Here is an 18150-nt window from a genome sequence, read left to right on the forward strand (position 1 = left end):
TGTAGAGCCAGATATAGACTTTCGGATGTGGGCCATCTGCTCGATGATGACCTTACATGAAGGAGTCTTTTTATGGCTGAAACCACACCGACTGGGGCATGGGGCGATAACGAAATACAGGCGAAGAGTGTGCTAACAAAGATCGCGGCGTTTGTCGCAAATCGAAATATCCCTTTCCTTATTTGCAGTGTTGGAATGATCGTGATGTTGCTGTGGGCGGGGAAATTCAAGATGACAGCACCGGGAGCGGAGGGCATCATCCCGCTTGTCAGTAACAGCCCATTGACCAGTTGGCAGTTCAAGCACTTTGGACCATATATTTTGGGGGATATGATCGGGCTCACGGAATGGACTGCAGCAATCCTGCTGATCATTGGCTACTTCAAACCTAAAGCAGGCATTCTGGGCGGGATCATTCTAGTCGGCATGTTCTTCACCACGAGCACCATGTTGATCACGACGCCGGATGACACCGTCGTGGTTCACGGCATCCATTACATGAACAACACCGGCCTGTTTCTCTTCAAGGACATTATCGCTTTCGGAGTTGCGTTCTATCTGATCAGCTACTATGGCCGAAAAGCGATCATGGCTGAGAATCAGAGATGATGGTCTGCGGGGGAATTCATGACCTTGGAGTCCTGAATGACTGCACTCCCACCCTTCGCAAGTGCGCGAAGGATGGGGCACCCGATCATTTGTGGTTGGTTGAAATGAGTAAGAGCAAGGGTGGGCCACCCGGCCACCCACCAGAATTCTAGACCGAAACAGCGCTCTCGTCCGGTTAGCGCCACTGGGAAGCTTCGCCTTCGAGCAGTAAATATCCATATTCGCCTTCGTGTTCGCGGCCCAAGCCGCGCAAGTATTCACATTGGGCAATTAAGGATTCCGGAGTCAATAACTCCATATGCAATTTCGCAATATCGCTAGGAGGGAAATGACAGTAGAATCCATTCTTTTTCACCATCAAAGCGGCATAGTTATCACTGTCTTGTAGAGCGTCATTCATTTGCTTCTCTATGAGCCAACCTTCCTTTTGAAAACCTACAAATACTAGTTCTAAATTTACATAGCATGTATAAGATTTCAGTCCGATTGCGAGTTCGACACAGGTTCTCTCACTAAAAGGAAAGATAGAAAATGGCGCTACGTTCGGCGAGAAGGTGGCAACTTGCATGCTATCTATCTCTGACGTGAGTTCCTCTTTCCAGTTTGAGGTCTTTTCGATCCGAGTGGCCTTCAAATGGGACAACGCGGCTGTCATATCTTCAATTTTCGATATGTCAAAACATTCGACGTAGCAGTAAGGGGAAATGAGCGCCCCACTTGTCCCTTGTTGTTCCGCTTGTTGTAAGAGCTCCTCTAACTTAGATAAATAATTTTGGGGCGTGAGTGGCAGCGTCTTAACAGATACAAATTTTTCATCTAATTTTCCATAACCATTCAACACTTCTATGGCAGCACCCAATCGCTGCTTTTGTTTAATCTTTCTACTATCTTTCGTCTTGCCTGCCTTAACCTCTACGACCTCAACTGACCCATCCTCACGAACGACGGTCACATCGCCTAGCGCCAAACAGTTAGTGATGCAGTTAAGAATAGGAAAAGAGCCTCTCGTAAAAAACTCGCTGCTCCAATAGTCCATCTCCGCGATCAGGCCTTCTGACAAGATCACTTGATTGACTGGATTTTGCGACAAGACCCTCGGGACTGATCTGTCATATCCGAATGCTCGCCAAGCAATCCCATCCCCGATTATCCTCAGAGTATTCGCAGTCATCCTATGCATAAAGATTTGTGAGTCAATAAATTCCCGCTCTCGCTCGGTGACGGGCGTCTGAGCTTTGTAATGCTTTATGCTTTTCTCCTGCACGGCGGCGTCGTGAAGTATATGCATTTGGAGTTGCGCCATCGCAGTGGGATTATGTTGTCTCTTTCGGCTTGTGATCAGGTAATCCTCGAGAATGTCGGGGTAATCTCCGTTTGCCAGTCTCGCGGAACCATGTGCCGCCGGATTTAGCGCTGCACCTTGTTGTAATCTCCATGAAAATGCACGCTTGTATTTGTTTGCGACCTTTCCTGCTCTCTCGGTGCTCATTTCGCCCTTTTCTGATGACAGACTAGACTTACGCAGTTGACGGTCTCTAGTCAAAACAAAACGGCAGGGCCGAAGCCCTGCCGTTGTTTTATTGTTACGCGAAGCGTCGAGAACAGTACGAAGTACTACTCGGCGGCTAGTTCTTCTTGTTCGCCTTCCATGCGCATCTGCTCCAGTTCGCGCTCTTCGGCTTCGATGGCGGATGCCACTTCCTGCTGGACCTGGGCTGCCGCTTCTTCCAGTTCTGGTGAGAGCTGGACGTTGCGGTAGTACTCCATGCCGGTTCCGGCGGGGATGAGGCGGCCTACGATGACGTTTTCCTTGAGGCCACGGAGCGTGTCGATGGAGCCGTTGATGCTGGCTTCAGTGAGTACGCGGGTGGTCTCCTGGAAGCTGGCGGCCGAGATGAAGCTGTCGGTCGAGAGCGACGCCTTGGTGATGCCGAGGAGGAGCGAACGGCCGATGGCAGGCTTGCCGCCGGACATCAACACGCGCTGGTTCTCGGCGTTGAAGCGGAAGCGGTCGGTCTGCTGATCGACGAGGAAGGTGGTGTCACCGACTTCTTCGATCTTGACCCAGCGAAGCATCTGACGAACGATGGTTTCGATGTGCTTGTCGGAGATGGTGACGCCCTGGAGCCGGTAGACTTCCTGGATTTCGTTGACGAGGTACTGCTGGAGTGCGCGCTCGCCGAGAACTTCCAGAATGTCGTGCGGGTTGCGGGGACCGTCGATGAGTGCATCACCGGCACGGAGGCGTTCGCCTTCCTGCACGTTGACGTACGTACCGCGGGGAACGCTGTACTCCTCTTCCTGACCGTTGTCCGCGGTGACGTAGACCTTGCGCTGACCCTTGGAGACTTCGCCGAAGCGAACGACACCATCGATCTTGCTGATGATCGCCGGATCGCGGGGCTTGCGGGCCTCGAAGAGTTCGACGACGCGTGGGAGACCGCCGGTAATGTCCTTGGTACGCGTTGTTTCGCGTGGGATCTTGGCAAGGATGTCGCCGGGGAAGATCTCGTCGCCGTCGGCCACCATGAGGTGAGCGCGTGAAGGCATGAGGTAACGCTTGTTGCCCTGAGCGGACTTGATGATGATCGCGGGCTGACGCTTCTCATCGGAGGAGTCGGTGACGACAAGACGGCTGAGGCCGGTGACTTCGTCGACTTCTTCGTTGAGGGTGAGGCCTTCCTGGAGGTCCTTGAACTGGACGGTTCCGGCGATCTCGGTGAGGAGGGAGAAGGTGTAGGGATCCCACTCGCCGAGGCGCGTGCCCTGGACGACCTGCTGGCCCTCTTCGACCTTGAGCTTGGCACCGTAGACGACAGCGTAACGCTCCTTCTCGCGGCCCTTCTCGTCGACGATGGCGAGCGAACCGTTGCGGTTGAAGGCGACCAGGCCGCCGTCCTTGGAGCGAACGGTGACGAGGTTGATGAAGCGCACGGTGCCGACGTTCTTGGCCTCGAGGTGCGAGGCGTCGGATACGCGTGATGCCGTACCGCCGATGTGGAAGGTACGCATGGTGAGCTGAGTGCCGGGCTCGCCGATGGACTGCGCCGCGATGACGCCGACGGCTTCGCCCATCTCGACCATCTTGCCGGAGCCGAGGTTACGGCCGTAGCAGAGGATGCAGACGCCGCGCTTGGATTCGCAGGTGAGAACCGAGCGAATCTTGACGCGCTCGATACCCGCGGCCTGAACGGCGCTGGCGAGATCTTCGTCGATCTCCTGGTTGATGTCGACGATGGTCTTGCCCTCGAAGTCCTTGAGCTTCTCGAGCGAGACGCGGCCGATGATGCGGTCGCGCAGGGGCTCGATGGTCTCGCCGGCTTCGATGATGGGGGTGACGTAGATGCCTTCGACGGTGCCGCAGTCGTTGTGCGAGATAATGACATCCTGCGCAACGTCGACCAGACGGCGGGTGAGGTAACCCGAGTCTGCGGTCTTGAGTGCGGTGTCGGCGAGGCCCTTACGTGCGCCGTGGGTCGAGATGAAGTACTGCAGCACGGTGAGGCCTTCGCGGAAGTTCGCCGTGATGGGGGTTTCGATGATTTCGCCGGAGGGCTTGGCCATCAAACCACGCATGCCGGAGAGCTGGCGGATCTGCTGTTTGGATCCACGAGCACCGGAGTCGGCCATGATGTAGATCGGGTTCATGGCTCCTTCCTTGTCGGCACGCTTCATGTTGTTGAACATCTCGTCGGCGACGCGCTCGGTGACTCCCGACCACATCTGGATGACCTTGTTGGAGCGCTCACCGTTGGTGATGGCTCCGTCGAGGTACTGCTGCTGCATGGCGAGAACCTGCTTTTCGGCATCGCCCACGACGGTGTACTTGGAGTCGGGGATGACCATGTCGTCCAAGCCCACAGAGAGGCCGGAGCGCGTGGCATAGGTGAAGCCGAGGTCCTTGACGCGGTCGAGAGTCTTGACGGTGACTTCGAGGCCGAGGTTCAGGTAGCAGTAGTTGATGAGCTGGCCGATACCCTTCTTCTTGAGCAGGCCGTTGACGTAAGGCATGCCCTCGGGGAGCGCATCGTTGAGGATGGCGCGGCCGACGGTCGTGTTGATGTACTGCTTGTTGAACTCGACCGGCTCGGTGTGGGTGAGGTCCTGATCGTCGTACGCGGTGGTCATGTCAAGGACAGGGCCGGTGTAGCGCAGACGAATCGGGGTGAGGGTCTCGACCTGCTTCGCTTCGAGGGCCATGAAGACCTCTTCGATGTTGGCGAAGACGCGGCCTTCACCCTTGGCGTTAACCTTCGCCTTGGTGAGGTAGTAGAGGCCGAGGACGAGGTCCTGGGTCGGGACTGTGATCGGTTGCCCAGAGGCTGGGGACAAGATGTTATGCGAAGCGAGCATGAGTACGCTGGCTTCGATCTGAGCCTCAGGGGAGAGCGGGATGTGAACGGCCATCTGGTCGCCGTCGAAGTCCGCGTTGAAGGCAGTGCAGACGAGCGGATGGATCTTGATCGCCTTACCTTCAACGAGTACGGGCTCGAAAGCCTGGATGCCGAGACGGTGAAGCGTCGGGGCGCGGTTCAGAAGAACCGGGTGATCCTTGATGACCTCTTCGAGGATGTCCCAGACGATTGGCTCCTGCATTTCGACCATCTCTTTGGCCTGCTTGATGGTGGTGCAGTGGCCGGTCTGCTCGAGGCGGTGATAGATGAAGGGCTTGAAGAGCTCGAGCGCCATCTTCTTGGGAAGACCGCACTGGTGCAGCTTCAGCTCGGGGCCGACGACGATGACCGAACGGCCAGAGTAGTCGACGCGCTTGCCGAGGAGGTTCTGACGGAAGCGGCCCTGCTTACCCTTGAGGGTGTCGGAGAGCGACTTAAGCGGACGGTTGTTCGCGCCGCGGAGAACGCGACCACGACGACCGTTGTCGAAGAGAGCGTCGACGGCTTCCTGCAACATGCGCTTCTCGTTCCGGACGATGACCTCAGGTGCGTGGAGGTCCATCAGCTTCTTGAGGCGGTTGTTGCGGTTGATGACGCGGCGATAGAGGTCGTTCAGGTCGGACGTGGCGAAGCGGCCGCCGTCGAGCGGAACGAGGGGGCGAAGCTCGGGCGGGATCACGGGGATCACGTCGAGGATCATCCACTGCGGCAGGTTGTCGGACTTGCGGAAGGCCTCAACGATCTTGAGCCGCTTGGAGTACTTGAGCTTCTTCTGCAGCGAGGTCTCGGTCTTCATGCGCTCGCGCAGCTCGATGGCGAGCTCGGTGACTTCAACGCGCTTGAGGAGCTCCTTGATGGCTTCTGCGCCCATCATGGCCTTGAAGCCGGAGGGACGGTACTGCTGATCGAGCTCGCGGAACTTGGTCTCGTCCTTGATGACTTCGCGCTCTTTTACGGGCGCATCGCCTGGATCGACGACGACGTAGGACTCGAAGTAGAGGACGGCCTCGAGCTCACGCAGGCTGATGTCGAGCAGGTGGCCGATGCGCGAGGGCAAGCCCTTGAAGAACCAGACGTGCGAGCAGGGGCTGGCGAGCTCGATGTGTCCGAGGCGCTCGCGGCGAACCTTCGAGAGAGTGACTTCGACGCCGCACTTGTCGCAGATGACGCCGCGGTGCTTCATGCGCTTGTACTTGCCGCAGAGGCACTCCCAGTCGGTGATGGGTCCGAAGATGCGGGCGCAGAAGAGGCCGTCGCGCTCGGGCTTGAAGGTACGGTAGTTGATGGTTTCCGGCTTGGTGACCTCGCCGTGCGACCAGCTGCGGATCTTCTCAGGGCTGGCGAGCTGGATCTTGATGGCGTCGAAGTCGGCGATGGGTCCGGTCAGTTCAAAGGGGCTGGAGCGAAACATATTTGGCGTCTCCGTGTGCAGTGTCTGGCGTTTTTTGCGCCTTGCTGCTGGTTACTGCTGCTTTACTTCTGCTGGGCGGTGGGTGGTTAGGTCCGTCGCCTGCTTCTCTTTGTTTGCTCTTCCCCTTTGGCCGGCCCTTCGTGAATGTTGAGCGTGAGCCTCATTCAGAAGGACCGTGCCTGGGGTGGAGCGGTATCGACTAATCTGCTGCGGCGATGGCTGGCAGCGGCTGCTTCTTCTGGTCGGCCTGTTTGATCAGTTCGACGTCGAGGCAGAGGGACTGCAGTTCGCGGATAAGAACGTTGAACGATTCGGGTACACCCGGCTCGATGGCAGCTTCGCCCTTGACGATGGCCTCGTAGATCTTGGTACGGCCGAAGACGTCGTCGGACTTGGCGGTGAGCAGCTCCTGCAGGATGTAGGCGGCGCCGTAAGCTTCAAGGGCCCAGACTTCCATTTCGCCGAAGCGCTGTCCGCCGAACTGCGCCTTACCGCCCAGCGGCTGCTGAGTGATGAGCGAGTACGGTCCGATGGAACGAGCGTGGATCTTGTCGTCGACAAGGTGCGACAGCTTGAGCATGTAGATGTAGCCGACGGTGGCGGGCTGCTCGAACGGTTCGCCGAGCATGCCATCGTAGAGCTGCGACTTGCCCGAGCTGGGAAGACCAGCGGCCTTGAGAAGCGCCTTGATCTCGGTCTCGCGTGCGCCGTCGAAGACTGCCGTGCCGAACCAGATACCACGCTTCATGCCGGCGGCAACGCGCAGAGTCTGCTCGTCGTCGAGGTCAAGAAGCTGGTTGAGTGCGGCGGTTCCGGCGAAGCGCGCCTTGAAGAGCTCGCGGACTTCGTTGGCCGACTCCATCGTTGCGGCAAGCTCAGCGATCTGCGCGCCCAGGGTGTGTGCTGCCCACCCAAGATGCGTCTCGAGAATCTGACCGACGTTCATACGCGAAGGCACACCGAGCGGGTTGAGGACGATCTCGACGGGGGTTCCATCGGGGAGGTATGGCATGTCTTCCTCGGGGAGGATTCGTGCGATAACACCCTTGTTGCCGTGGCGGCCGGCCATCTTGTCACCGACAGAGAGCTTGCGCTTCATGGCGATGTAGACCTTGACCATCTTGATGACGCCGGGCGAGAGTTCGTCGCCCTTCTGCATCTTGCCGATCTTCTCGTTGGTGATCTTGCGGAGAACGTCGATCTGGCGTGAGGTCATCTCCTCGATCTCGTCGATCTGCTCGTTGACGCGGGGGTCCTTGTCGGCGTAGCGAATGCGCTTGAGGTTACGAGTGCTGATGAGCTCGATGGTGTCGCGGTCGAGGATGTCGCCCTTGTTGAGCAGCTTCTTGTTGGTGCGCTCGTCGTGGAGATCAGCCAAAACCTCTTTGGCTCCCAGGATCGCTTCGAGGCGCTTGAGGCGCTCGTCGGTGAGAATACGAATCTCGTCGGCGAGGTTGCGCTCGAGCTTCTCGATCATCTCCTGCTCGATCTGCTTGGCGCGCTCGTCCTTCTCCTGACCCTTGCGGGAGAAGATGCGGACGTCGACGACGGTGCCTTCGATACCCGGAGGGCACGTGAGCGAAGCGTCGCGAACATCGCCGGCCTTTTCGCCGAAGATGGCACGGAGGAGCTTCTCTTCCGGCGTCAGTTGAGTTTCACCCTTCGGCGTTACCTTGCCGACGAGGATGTCGTTGTGACCGATCTTCGCACCAATGCGGATGATGCCCGAGTCGTCGAGATCGCGAAGTGCGTGCTCGCTGACGTTGGGGATATCGCGCGTGATCTCTTCCGGCCCAAGCTTGGTGTCGCGAGCTTCGATCTCGAACTCCTCGATGTGGATCGAGGTGTAGTAGTCCTCGCGGACCAGCTTCTCCGAGATGAGGATCGCGTCCTCGAAGTTGTAACCACGCCAGGGCATGAAGGCGACCAGAACGTTACGGCCGAGGCCGAGTTCGCCCTGCTCGGTGCAAGGACCATCAGCGATAACCTGACCCTTGACCACGCGATCACCCTTGCGGACGATCGGCTTCTGGTTGATGCATGTGTTCTGGTTGGAGCGCTTGAACTTCGTGAGCTGATAGATGTCCGAACCGACCTCACGCGAGAGCTGCGTGGGGTGATGCTCGCCTTCTACGCGGACGATGATGCGTTCGGAGTCGACCGAGTCGATGATGCCGTTACGCTTAGCCAGAATGACGGCGCCGGAGTCGCGGGCGGTGACGCCTTCCATGCCGGTACCGACGAACGGGGCCTCAGCGACGAGCAAAGGAACTGACTGCCGTTGCATGTTGGCGCCCATCAGTGCGCGGTTCGCGTCGTCGTGCTCGAGGAACGGGACGAGCGAGGCCGCGACCGAGACCAGCTGTTTCGGTGAGACGTCAACGTAGTCCACTTCAGACTTGTTGACGAGGACGAAGTTGCCCTGACGACGGGCGTCGACAACATCCTGCATGATGTTCAACTTCTCATCGAGCTCGATGTTCGCCTGCGCGATGGTGTGGCGATCTTCTTCCCAGGCCGAGAGGTAGAAGCTGAAGGGGGCGAGGTCCATGGTGCGCTTGCCAGCCTTCTTCAGTTCGGCGTTCTTGGCGCGAGCCTCTTCGATCTCGAGGTAGTCGCCCTGACGCAGACCGGACTCGCCGGCGTTCGAGACGGAGACGTAGTCGAGCGCACGGCCTTCCTTCACGCGGCGGTAGGGAGACTCGATGAAGCCGTACTCGTTGATGCGCGCAAAGCAGGAGAGCGACGAGATGAGCCCGATGTTCGGGCCTTCCGGCGTCTCAATCGGGCAGATGCGGCCGTAGTGAGTGGGGTGCACGTCGCGGACTTCGAAGCCAGCGCGCTCACGGGAGAGACCACCGGGCCCAAGGGCGGAGAGACGACGCTTGTGCGTGATCTCCGACAGGGGGTTGGTCTGGTCCATGAACTGCGAGAGCTGCGAGGAGCCGAAGAACTCACGAATCGCGGCCATGACTGGCTTGGCGTTGATGAGGTCGTGCGGCATCGCGGTCGACATCTCCTGATAGACCGACATCTTTTCCTTGATGGCGCGCTCCATCCGGACGAGGCCGATGCGGAACTGGTTCTCCATCAGCTCACCGACGGCGCGAACGCGGCGGTTGCCAAGGTGATCGATGTCATCAACGACGCCGATGTTCTTGCGCAGCTTGAGGAGGTAGCGGATGGTGCCGTAGAAGTCTTCGGGGGTCAACGTGCGCTTGTCGAGGCCTGAGGGATCCTGGTTCTCGTATAGCTTGATGTTGAACTTGAGGCGGCCGACGCGCGAGAAGTCATACTTGCGCGGATCGAAGAACATGCCTTCGAAGAGCGCAGTGGCGGTGTCGAGAGTCGGTGGGTCGCCGGGACGCAGCTTGCGGTAGATCTCGATGAGAGCTTCCTCAGGCTTGCGAACAGAGTCGCGGCGAAGGGTGTTGGTGATGATGTTGCCCACGTCGTCGCGCTCGGGGAAGAAGACCTCGATGCTGGAGACGCCGGACTGAATGATCTTGTGCAGCTTGTCGGCGGTGAGCTCCTGGTTGGCCTCGTAGAGCAGCTCGCCGGTGGTGAGATCAACCACATCGGAGGCAGTCATCGCGCCGTCGAACTCGCTGGTCTCGACTTCAACTGCGTCGATCTTGTGGCTGCGCAGACCCTTGATCGTGTGAGCGGAGATCTTGCGCGTGGCAGGAGCGAGCTCCTCACCCTTGACGGTGATGGCATGGGCCGGACGGGTGCCCTGGAGGTTGCTGAGCTGACCCTCGGGAACAACCTTCCAGTGGAGCTTGCCGTCGGCTACGTTGATGGTGTCGACGGTGTAGAAGGTCTTGAGGATCTCCTCGTCGGTACGCAGGCCGAGTGCGCGCAGGAAGATGGTGCCAAGGAACTTGCGCTTGCGGTCGATGCGGACGTAGAGGGTGTTCTTCTGGTCGTACTCGAACTCGACCCAGCTGCCACGATACGGAATGATCTTGCCGAGGAAGTAGGTGCGGTTGTTCGCCGTCTCGAAGAAGACGCCGGGCGAACGGTGAAGCTGCGAGACGATGACGCGCTCGGTACCGTTGACGATGAAGGTGCCGTTCTGGCTCATCAGCGGAATGTCGCCGAAGAAGACTTCCTGCTCCTTCATGTCGCGCAGGCTCTTGACGCCGGTCTCCGGGTCCTTGTCGTAGATCTTCAGGCGGATGGTGACCTTGAGAGGGGCAGAGTAGGTCATGCCGCGCTCTTCGCACTCTGCCTGGTCGTACTTCAGCTGCAGGCCGACAGGGTCGCCGCACTTGGTGCAGAAGTCAGGGGTGTTCTTGTTGTATGTTCCGCAGAAGTTGCAGAGCACGTCGCCCGGGTGGAAGGGGTCGGTGATGACCATGTGGCCGCAGTTGGTGCAGGCCGTGCGCAGGTGGTTGAGACCTTTGAGGTAGCCGCACTTGCACTCCCAGTTGCCGATGGAGAAGTCGACGAACTCGAGCTCGGAGACGTTACGGAAGTCGGTGATGGGAAATACGGAGGTAAAGACCGACTGCAGGCCGTTGTCCTCGCGCTCCTGCGGGAGCTTGTCCATCTGCAGGAAGCGCTCGTAGCTGCGGCGCTGCACTTCGATGAGGTTGGGAATCTGAATGGATGTGGGGATCTTCGAAAAATCAAGACGACTACGGATCGCGCGCATTTCGCTGTTGTTGGACTCGCCAGACATGCTCTCTCCTGAAAACTGACCTTCGAGGCCTCCCGAGTGCGTCTGCCTGCATCGTATTGCTGGCTTCACTCGTTAGGGGAGGGCATCGGTCAGGCCCTCCGGGTTTGGTTCTGATCGCGCAGTCTTTAAGATCTTCGGGTCTTGCTGTCCTCGATGGCAGCGAGTCCCGTGCGCAAAATGTCTTGCCGTAATGGTCCGCGGCGCGGATAAATCTTGAAACTTTTACTACCTGCCGGCGTTCGAAGCTGCTATAAAGAACGCGTGCAGCGTACTGTTGGCTCCTATAGCGGAGACAATGCCGATAAACACGGCAAAGCGCTCGCGGGGACAGCATGCCCCATGAGCGCAAAGGTCGACTTGTGCACTGTTTCTATATAAGTGGTGTTAATGCCTGCCGCCATTGAGGTTCGCCTACCCCAAAGTTGTGCCGCTCGCATGTTTCTTATTGCACTATGCGCATCCGCCGCTCGAAGCGTATAGTGGCCGGTTCCTTAACCTGTGAAGACAGGATGATCCGGGTACAACGAAGTTTTTTCTGGATACAGCTGGCCGCCTACGAGCACGTCAAGGCGGAACGAATTTTCTCTAACGTCAAGAATATCGCGTTCCGCCTTATCGTGCAAGCTGGCAGTTAACTACTTGATTTCGATGGTGGCAACGCCTTCGAACTTCTTGGCGATGGCAGCTGCGTCATCCTTCGAAATGTTCTCCTTCAAGGGCTTGGGAGCGGCATCGACCAGATCCTTGGCTTCCTTCAGCCCAAGAGCGGTGACTTCGCGTACAGCCTTGATGGTGTTGATCTTATTCGCGCCGGCATCCTTGAGGATGACGGTGAATTCGGTCTTCTCTTCGACCGGAGCCGCTGCCGCTGCGCCACCGCCTGCTGCCGGGGCTGCAACTGCTGCTGCTGCCGAAACGCCGAGACGCTCTTCGAGCTTCTTGACCAGAGCCGAAGCCTCGAGGAGGCTGAGGCTAACGATTGAATCTTCCAACTGCTGGATGTCTGCCATGTTATTTCTCCAATTAGAACTGAACTTTGTGGTGCTTATTGCTCTACCAAAGCCTGACTGCGCTTCGGCTGCCTATGCCTTCCAGGGTTTCCGTTGCGCCCAGACCAGCGCCCCCGGGAAGACCAGGCGAAACTTGTTTAGCCTTCGACCGGGTCCGTGGTTGCGGCTTCCCCACCCTGCGATGCGGTGGAGTTCTCAGGCTGCTCAGCGGTTGCATCGGCGGCGGGAGCTTCAACAGCGTGCGCCTCGGCAATGAGCTGACCTTCAGCGGCGGGAGCTTCCGCAACTGGAGCTTCAGCAACAGGTGCTTCAGCGGCAGGCGTTTCGACTACCGCTGCTTCTGCCTTCGGCGCTTCGACTGCTGCCGGAGCGGCTGCGCCAGCAAACTTGCCCTTCTCGACGCCCTGGTTGATGACAACTGCGAGATCGCGGCCGGTAGCGTTGATGACAGTAGCCAGACGCTGCGCAGGCGACTGAATGAGGAAGAGAAGCTTCGAGAAGAGCTCTTCCTTGCCCGGCATGGTGGCGAGATCGCCGATCTCACGAACGTCGATCACCTTGCCGTCAACGATGCCCAGCTTGAAGGTGAACTCGGCGTTGTCCTTGACCCAGGTCGAAAGGGCCTTGGCCAGGGCAACGGGATCGCCCGAGGTGTAAGCGACAGCCGACACGCCCTTGAGGCCCTGCAGCGCCGACTCGATCTTGGTGCCTTCGCTGGCACGTGCAGCCAGCTTGTTCTTGACGACGTGATAGTTTCCGCCGGCGGCGCGAACCGTCTTACGCAGCTCGAAGTCCTTCGCGGCGGTGAGGCCCTTGAAGGTGCCGATGATAGCGGAGGTCGAGTGCTCGAGCTCGGTTGCGAGCTGCTTCACCTTCTCCGTCTTTGATGCTCTGGACAATGCCATGACTAAATCCTCTTCGCTTTCGCTTGCCCCACTCCTCGCTTCCGCGGCCAGAGGGGGTTTCGTGCTAACTAAATTGATTAGGCCTTGCCTGCTAGTTCGGCAGCGGCGTAGTCGAGCTGGATTCCGGGGCCCATCGACGAGCTCAACGTGACACCCTTGATGTACTTGCCCTTGGCGGCCGACGGCTTAGCCTTGACGACGCTCGTAATGACGGTCATCGCGTTATCGACCAGCTTCTGCGGATCGAACGAGAGCTTGCCAACCGGAACGTGAACCAGCGCAGTCTTGTCGGTCCGGAACTCGATCTTACCGGCCTTGATCTCCTTGACTGCGGCGGCAACGTCAGTGGTGACCGTACCCGTCTTCGGGTTGGGCATCAGACCCTTGGGGCCGAGCACCTTACCGAGACGTCCGACCGAACGCATCATGTCGGGGGTCGCGATCAGAGCGTCGAAGGCCGTCCAGCCTTCTTTCTGAATCTTCTCGACCAGCTCCTCGCCGCCGAAGAACTCAGCGCCAGCGGCCTCTGCTTCCTTGATGCGATCGCCCGAGGTGATCACGGCAACAATCTTGGACTTGCCAAGGCCGTGCGGGAGCACCACAGTGCCGCGAACCATCTGGTCCGCGTGGCGGGGATCGACGCCAAGACGCATGGTCAGATCGACGGTCTCGTCGAACTTCGCATACTTTGCTTTTTGCAGGAGCGGAACAGCGTCCGCCAACAGATAAGGACGGGGCTCAACGAGCGCACGCGCCTTTACTAGATTCTTAGAGAGCTTCCTTGCCATTTTCCCTCGTCTCCCACCCCTCTGGAGCTGTTCCCTCCGGGCGTGGTTCTCGACTGGCCTCAATTGGACATTGAGGCACTCTTATGAGTATGCCGTAAATGCGGTCCTGCGTCAAGGATTGGCCGCCTGTTGGGCTGGTTTCCTCCGCAAAACGTACACCCCGCGATAGAGAAATGGAGTCGCCTCGTAGGCAGGATCTTTGAGTGCCGCCTTCTCCCATTTGAGTGCCGGTGCATGCATCACGATATAGTCCGGTTTATCTTCAGCGACCCAGGAGACCCAATCTCCGTGAGTCACGTGGTCGGCGTTCTTGGGCGTCGTCAGGCCCATCACATCGTAGATATATCGATGGCTGCAGTAGTAGCCGAGTCGCCCAGTCTCCACGGCTTCGATCGTTGCCTCCGGAGGAGTATTCCGGTTCAGCCACTCCGCCAATACTCGGTAGTCGGTTTCGGGCGTTTCGTTGAATCTCTGCACTACGAAGGCATTTGTAAGGGCGACGGCAGCTAGAACGACAGCCGCAATGGAATATCCAACTCGGTTCCGGGGGATGCCCTCGGCTCCATAGACCAGGCCAAAGAAGATAAACGGTGCGAAGTACCAGCGATACCCCGGGATATTTAGTAGCACGTAGAACGCGAGGAGCAGCGCGCAGAAGGATAAGACCGTTTCATTCAGAGCCGTTCCCCGCAGACGTTTTACCCCGACGAAGGCAAGTGCCACTACCGCCAACACGAAATAGATCGTCGGTTTGAAGTCCTTATCCAATTGCCACGCCATTCCGAAGAAGGCCGTTGGCCATGGTCCCAGGGCGCCCGATAGACCTTGTCCGATCTTCGCGGTGGTTGAGGAGGGAAGGATCTGACCGTAGACACGATAGTTCAGCAGGAGAAAACCGGCCGCAATCGCCAGAGCCGGAAGAAAAGACGATAACGCTGGCCAGCGTCGACGGCGGAAAAGATGCGCGCAAACCACCAGAAGCATCATGCCGCCTTCGAATCGTGTGAGCACTAAAAGCGCCAGTACCGAAGGCAGCCAGTTGTACATTTCCTCCCGGCAAAGCGTAACCGTAAGTATCAGCATGAAGAGGAACAACGCGGTCTCCATGCCCACCTGAACATAAAAATATCCGACGCTAGCTATCAGAAAGCCGGCAAACGGGACCATGCGCTCGGCAAGGACACTTGCGAGGAACAGAAATGTGGCGGAGATGAGAACGGACGCGAGAATAATGTTGCCGTGAAGTATCCATGAGACAGCGAACAGGAGGTAGCAGAACAGAGGGGAGGTGAGCCCATTCACCTTCTCTCCGACATTGAAGACAAACCCGTCGCCCGAGAGCGCGTTGTTGATGTAACGCGCGTAGATCAGAGCGTCGTCGATCTGGGCGTGACGAGCCCGATACGACAAAAAAACCACGAGCGCGAACAGAAGAATGTACTTCATCCTCCGCCATGCCTGGATGCCTAGCATATGCGGGATTTTACAAACATTCCAATCTTCCGCAAGATGAATATCGCCCCAGTAATCGCTCTCTTTCGTCTGGCCTCGAAAGGCTGTGGGAGAACACGCCTTGACGAGGCGTGAGGCCCGGGATATATTGGTTTTCCGGAAGGCGAACAAATGGCGAATAAACTAAGCGCAACTCTCTTCCCAATTCTGCCGCAGCAACCTACCGGCATCGCCCGGCTGGCGGCTGAAGCGGAGCACGCCGACGATGGCCACCTGATCGAATTCAAGATGTTGAAGGTGCGCAGCATCCTGAATAAATCGGTGTCGAAGCGGCAGCTGTCCCTGGCCTACAGCATCAATCCGTACCGGGGATGCGAGTTCGGCTGCAAGTACTGCTATGCACGATATACGCATGAGTTCATGGCTCCGAAGGCTACGGCAGAGACGAGCGCGGAGGTCACGAGCAACGGGATAGATATGAGAGACCCTTTAGCGTTCGAGCGAATGATCTTCCTGAAGCAGAACGCCGCATGGCTGCTGGAACAGGAGTTGAAGAAGATCGACCCTGCCGACGAGGTGGCGCTGGGCACCGCGACCGATCCTTACCAACCGATCGAGCGGCGGGCAAGGATTACGCGCAGTCTTCTGGAAGTGTTTGCGCGAAAGGAGGGCTACCGGCTCGGGATCGTGACCAAGTCGCGGCTGATCGAGCGCGATATTGATCTGCTGGTAGAAGTTGCTCGCCGCAACACCTTGGTGGTGCACGTGACGATCACGACACCCGATGCAGCGCTGGCGCGTCTGCTGGAGCCACGAGCGCCCCGGCCTGATCTACGCTTTCAGGCGGTGAAGCGGTTGCGAGAGGCTGGGATCGTCGCAGGAGTCTTCGGCTCGCCGCTGCTGCCCGGCATTACCGATAACGAAGAGGCGCTTGACGGCATGGCTCTGCGCGCAGCTGCAGTCGGAGCGAGTTTCTTCGCCGCCCATCCACTCTTCCTCAAGCCGTGCTCACGTCCTACTTACCTGAGCTTCGTTCGTGAGCACTTCCCTGCCCTTCAAGCCGACTACGCCAAACGTTTTGCCACGGCTGACTTTGCCGGAAGAGAGTATCGAGAACGCCTTGCAAAGATGGTCGACGGCGCTTGCCGGAGGTACGGCCTGGGGAAGCGTTCGAGCGATGCCCTGCTAACCCGAAACGAAGAGGGCGGGGGCAAAAGACCGATGCAAAGTGCGGGAACAGCGGCGAGACAGCAAAGACTATTTGCATAGGCGACGAGAAGGCTGAGGCGGGGCCACAGTTAACGACGAGAGAGGACGCCCGGAGGTCATCGTCGACAGACAAAGTCGTTGATGATGCCTTGCGTCCTCGCTTGTAGAAATCTCCGCTTGTATAAAGCTGAGTCGGTGCGAACAGCCGTGAGTTAGCCTACAACTTCAATGCCCATCGAACGGGCGGTGCCGCGAATGGTCTTCGCTGCAGCCTCGACGGTGGTCGCGTTCATGTCCGGCATCTTCTGGGTGGCGATGGCGATGATCTGCTTCTCGGTCACCTTGCCCTTCTTCTCCTTGTTCGGAGTGCCAGAGCCCTTCTCGATGCCGGCGGCCTTGAGCAGGAGCACCGGAGCCGGAGGGGTCTTGGTGATGAAGCTGAAGGTGCGGTCCGCATAGACGCTGATGACGACAGGGATGGTGAGTCCGGCCATATCAGGCGCTTTGGTGCGCTCGTTGAACTGCTTGCAGAACTCCATGATGTTGACCTGAGCCTGGCCGAGCGCGGGGCCGACCGGAGGTGCAGGGGTGGCCTTGCCGGCCATGATCTGAAGCTTGACGTATCCAGTGATCTTCTTCGGTGCCATTCGGGTAAATCCTCTTTACTCTTCCAGCGGCGGGCGTTGTTATATCCAAACGCCTGCTGCTTAATGTTATTTCAAAACTCTTGAACTACTCGTCGACGACCTTGTCGACCTTGGAGAACTCGATCTCGACCGGGGTCGAGCGGCCAAAGATGCTGACCATGACCTTGAGGGTCTGCTTGTCCTCGTTGATATCGTCGACCGCACCGGTGAAGTTGGCGAAGGGGCCTTCGTTGATGCGGACCTGCTCGCCCTTTTCGTACTTGACCTTCATGGTCGGCTTGTTGCCTGCGGTCTCGGTGCGGAAGAGGATGGAGCTTACTTCCTGCTCGGAGAGCGCGACCGGGTTGTCGCCGGTGCCCAGAAAGCCGGTGACGCGCGGCGTGTTCTTGATCACATGCCACAGGTCGTTGTCGAGATCCATCTCGACCAGAACGTAGCCAGGCAGGAAGACGCGCTCGATGGTGTACTTCTTGCCGTTGCGCAGCTCGGTAACCGGCTCGGTCGGGATCATGATGCGGCCGATGCGGTTCTGCAGACCGAAGGCGGTGATACGGCTCTCGAGCGACTCGCGCACCTTGCGCTCAAAGCCCGAGTAGGCGTGAATGATGTACCACTTGAAGTTCTCATTGACCGGTGGAGCGAGCTGCTCAGAGGGTTCTCCCTGAGGATTCTGCTCTTCCGGATTTTGCTCTTCTGCCGCCATCGTTGTGCCTTTTTCACGCATCGTGTACTTCTCTCTACCGCTATTGCTCGGAATTCGAATCTTTTTAGTGCTGGGTCAACCGGTGTAACAACGCTTCGATCGCCCGGCCGATGATGTTATCCACCAGCCAGAAGTAAGCGGCGAAGATGAAGACAGTCACAAGCACGACGATCGTAGTCGACTGAACCTCGGCGCGCGAAGGTGAGATTACCTTGCGCATCTCGCTGCGAACGTCCTTGAGGAACTCGCCGAGACGTGCTGGCTGCGCCTTGAGCTGCTGCAATCCGGTGCTGGGCTGTTCGGTTACCGCTATTGTCTTGGCCATAGTACTGCCT

General features: G+C 58.2%; 12 protein-coding genes. 2 read left to right on the forward strand and 10 right to left on the reverse strand.

Features of this window, described 5'->3' with window-relative positions; genetic code table 11:
* Positions 1-72: 72 nt before the first annotated feature.
* On the forward strand, positions 73-609 hold the full coding sequence (locus RBB81_RS20540) for a DUF417 family protein (protein WP_353071920.1): 537 nt from the start codon (positions 73-75) through the stop codon (positions 607-609).
* Between the two features lie 175 nt (positions 610-784).
* On the opposite strand, the gene RBB81_RS20545 is transcribed toward RBB81_RS20540, so the two are convergent.
* The 7 genes from RBB81_RS20545 to RBB81_RS20575 all read right to left on the reverse strand — a co-directional run bounded on the left by RBB81_RS20545 (position 785) and on the right by RBB81_RS20575 (position 15250).
* Entirely contained in the window at positions 785-2098 is a 1314-nt protein-coding gene (locus RBB81_RS20545; RefSeq protein ID WP_353071921.1) for a hypothetical protein, read from the reverse strand.
* A gap of 125 nt (positions 2099-2223) precedes the next feature.
* Positions 2224-6414: a DNA-directed RNA polymerase subunit beta' gene (gene rpoC, locus RBB81_RS20550; protein WP_353071922.1), complete on the reverse strand. Its 4191-nt coding sequence runs from the start codon at positions 6412-6414 to the stop codon at positions 2224-2226.
* A gap of 199 nt (positions 6415-6613) precedes the next feature.
* Entirely contained in the window at positions 6614-11101 is a 4488-nt protein-coding gene (rpoB, locus tag RBB81_RS20555) for a DNA-directed RNA polymerase subunit beta (protein WP_353071923.1), read from the reverse strand.
* Positions 11102-11736: 635 nt separating this feature from the next.
* Entirely contained in the window at positions 11737-12111 is a 375-nt protein-coding gene (gene rplL, locus RBB81_RS20560; RefSeq protein WP_179585103.1) for a 50S ribosomal protein L7/L12, read from the reverse strand.
* A 137-nt stretch (positions 12112-12248) separates the two neighbouring features.
* Positions 12249-13016: a 50S ribosomal protein L10 gene (gene rplJ / locus RBB81_RS20565; RefSeq protein WP_353071924.1), complete on the reverse strand. Its 768-nt coding sequence runs from the start codon at positions 13014-13016 to the stop codon at positions 12249-12251.
* Positions 13017-13093: 77 nt separating this feature from the next.
* Entirely contained in the window at positions 13094-13804 is a 711-nt protein-coding gene (gene rplA / locus RBB81_RS20570) for a 50S ribosomal protein L1 (protein WP_179585107.1), read from the reverse strand.
* A 111-nt stretch (positions 13805-13915) separates the two neighbouring features.
* A complete protein-coding gene (locus RBB81_RS20575) occupies positions 13916-15250 on the reverse strand; it encodes a hypothetical protein (protein WP_353071925.1) in 1335 nt (444 codons plus the stop codon).
* 177 nt (positions 15251-15427) lie between these two features.
* Between RBB81_RS20575 and RBB81_RS20580 the strand changes: the two genes are divergently transcribed.
* A complete protein-coding gene (locus tag RBB81_RS20580; protein WP_353071926.1) occupies positions 15428-16525 on the forward strand; it encodes an SPL family radical SAM protein in 1098 nt (365 codons plus the stop codon).
* A gap of 152 nt (positions 16526-16677) precedes the next feature.
* Here the strand turns inward: RBB81_RS20580 and rplK are convergent, their stop codons facing one another.
* From rplK to secE, 3 genes are all read right to left on the reverse strand, one after another.
* Positions 16678-17112 (reverse strand): 50S ribosomal protein L11, encoded by a 435-nt coding sequence (gene rplK / locus RBB81_RS20585; protein ID WP_179585113.1) that lies wholly within the window; start codon positions 17110-17112, stop codon positions 16678-16680.
* An 85-nt stretch (positions 17113-17197) separates the two neighbouring features.
* Entirely contained in the window at positions 17198-17815 is a 618-nt protein-coding gene (nusG, locus tag RBB81_RS20590; protein ID WP_246373843.1) for a transcription termination/antitermination protein NusG, read from the reverse strand.
* A 64-nt stretch (positions 17816-17879) separates the two neighbouring features.
* The gene (gene secE, locus RBB81_RS20595) at positions 17880-18140 is read right to left on the reverse strand and encodes a preprotein translocase subunit SecE (RefSeq protein ID WP_183787580.1); all 261 of its coding nucleotides are present in this window, start codon (positions 18138-18140) and stop codon (positions 17880-17882) included.
* Positions 18141-18150: the final 10 nt, after the last annotated feature.

It is taken from the genome of Tunturibacter gelidoferens, from assembly GCF_040358255.1.
GTDB lineage: Bacteria > Acidobacteriota > Terriglobia > Terriglobales > Acidobacteriaceae > Edaphobacter > Edaphobacter gelidiferens.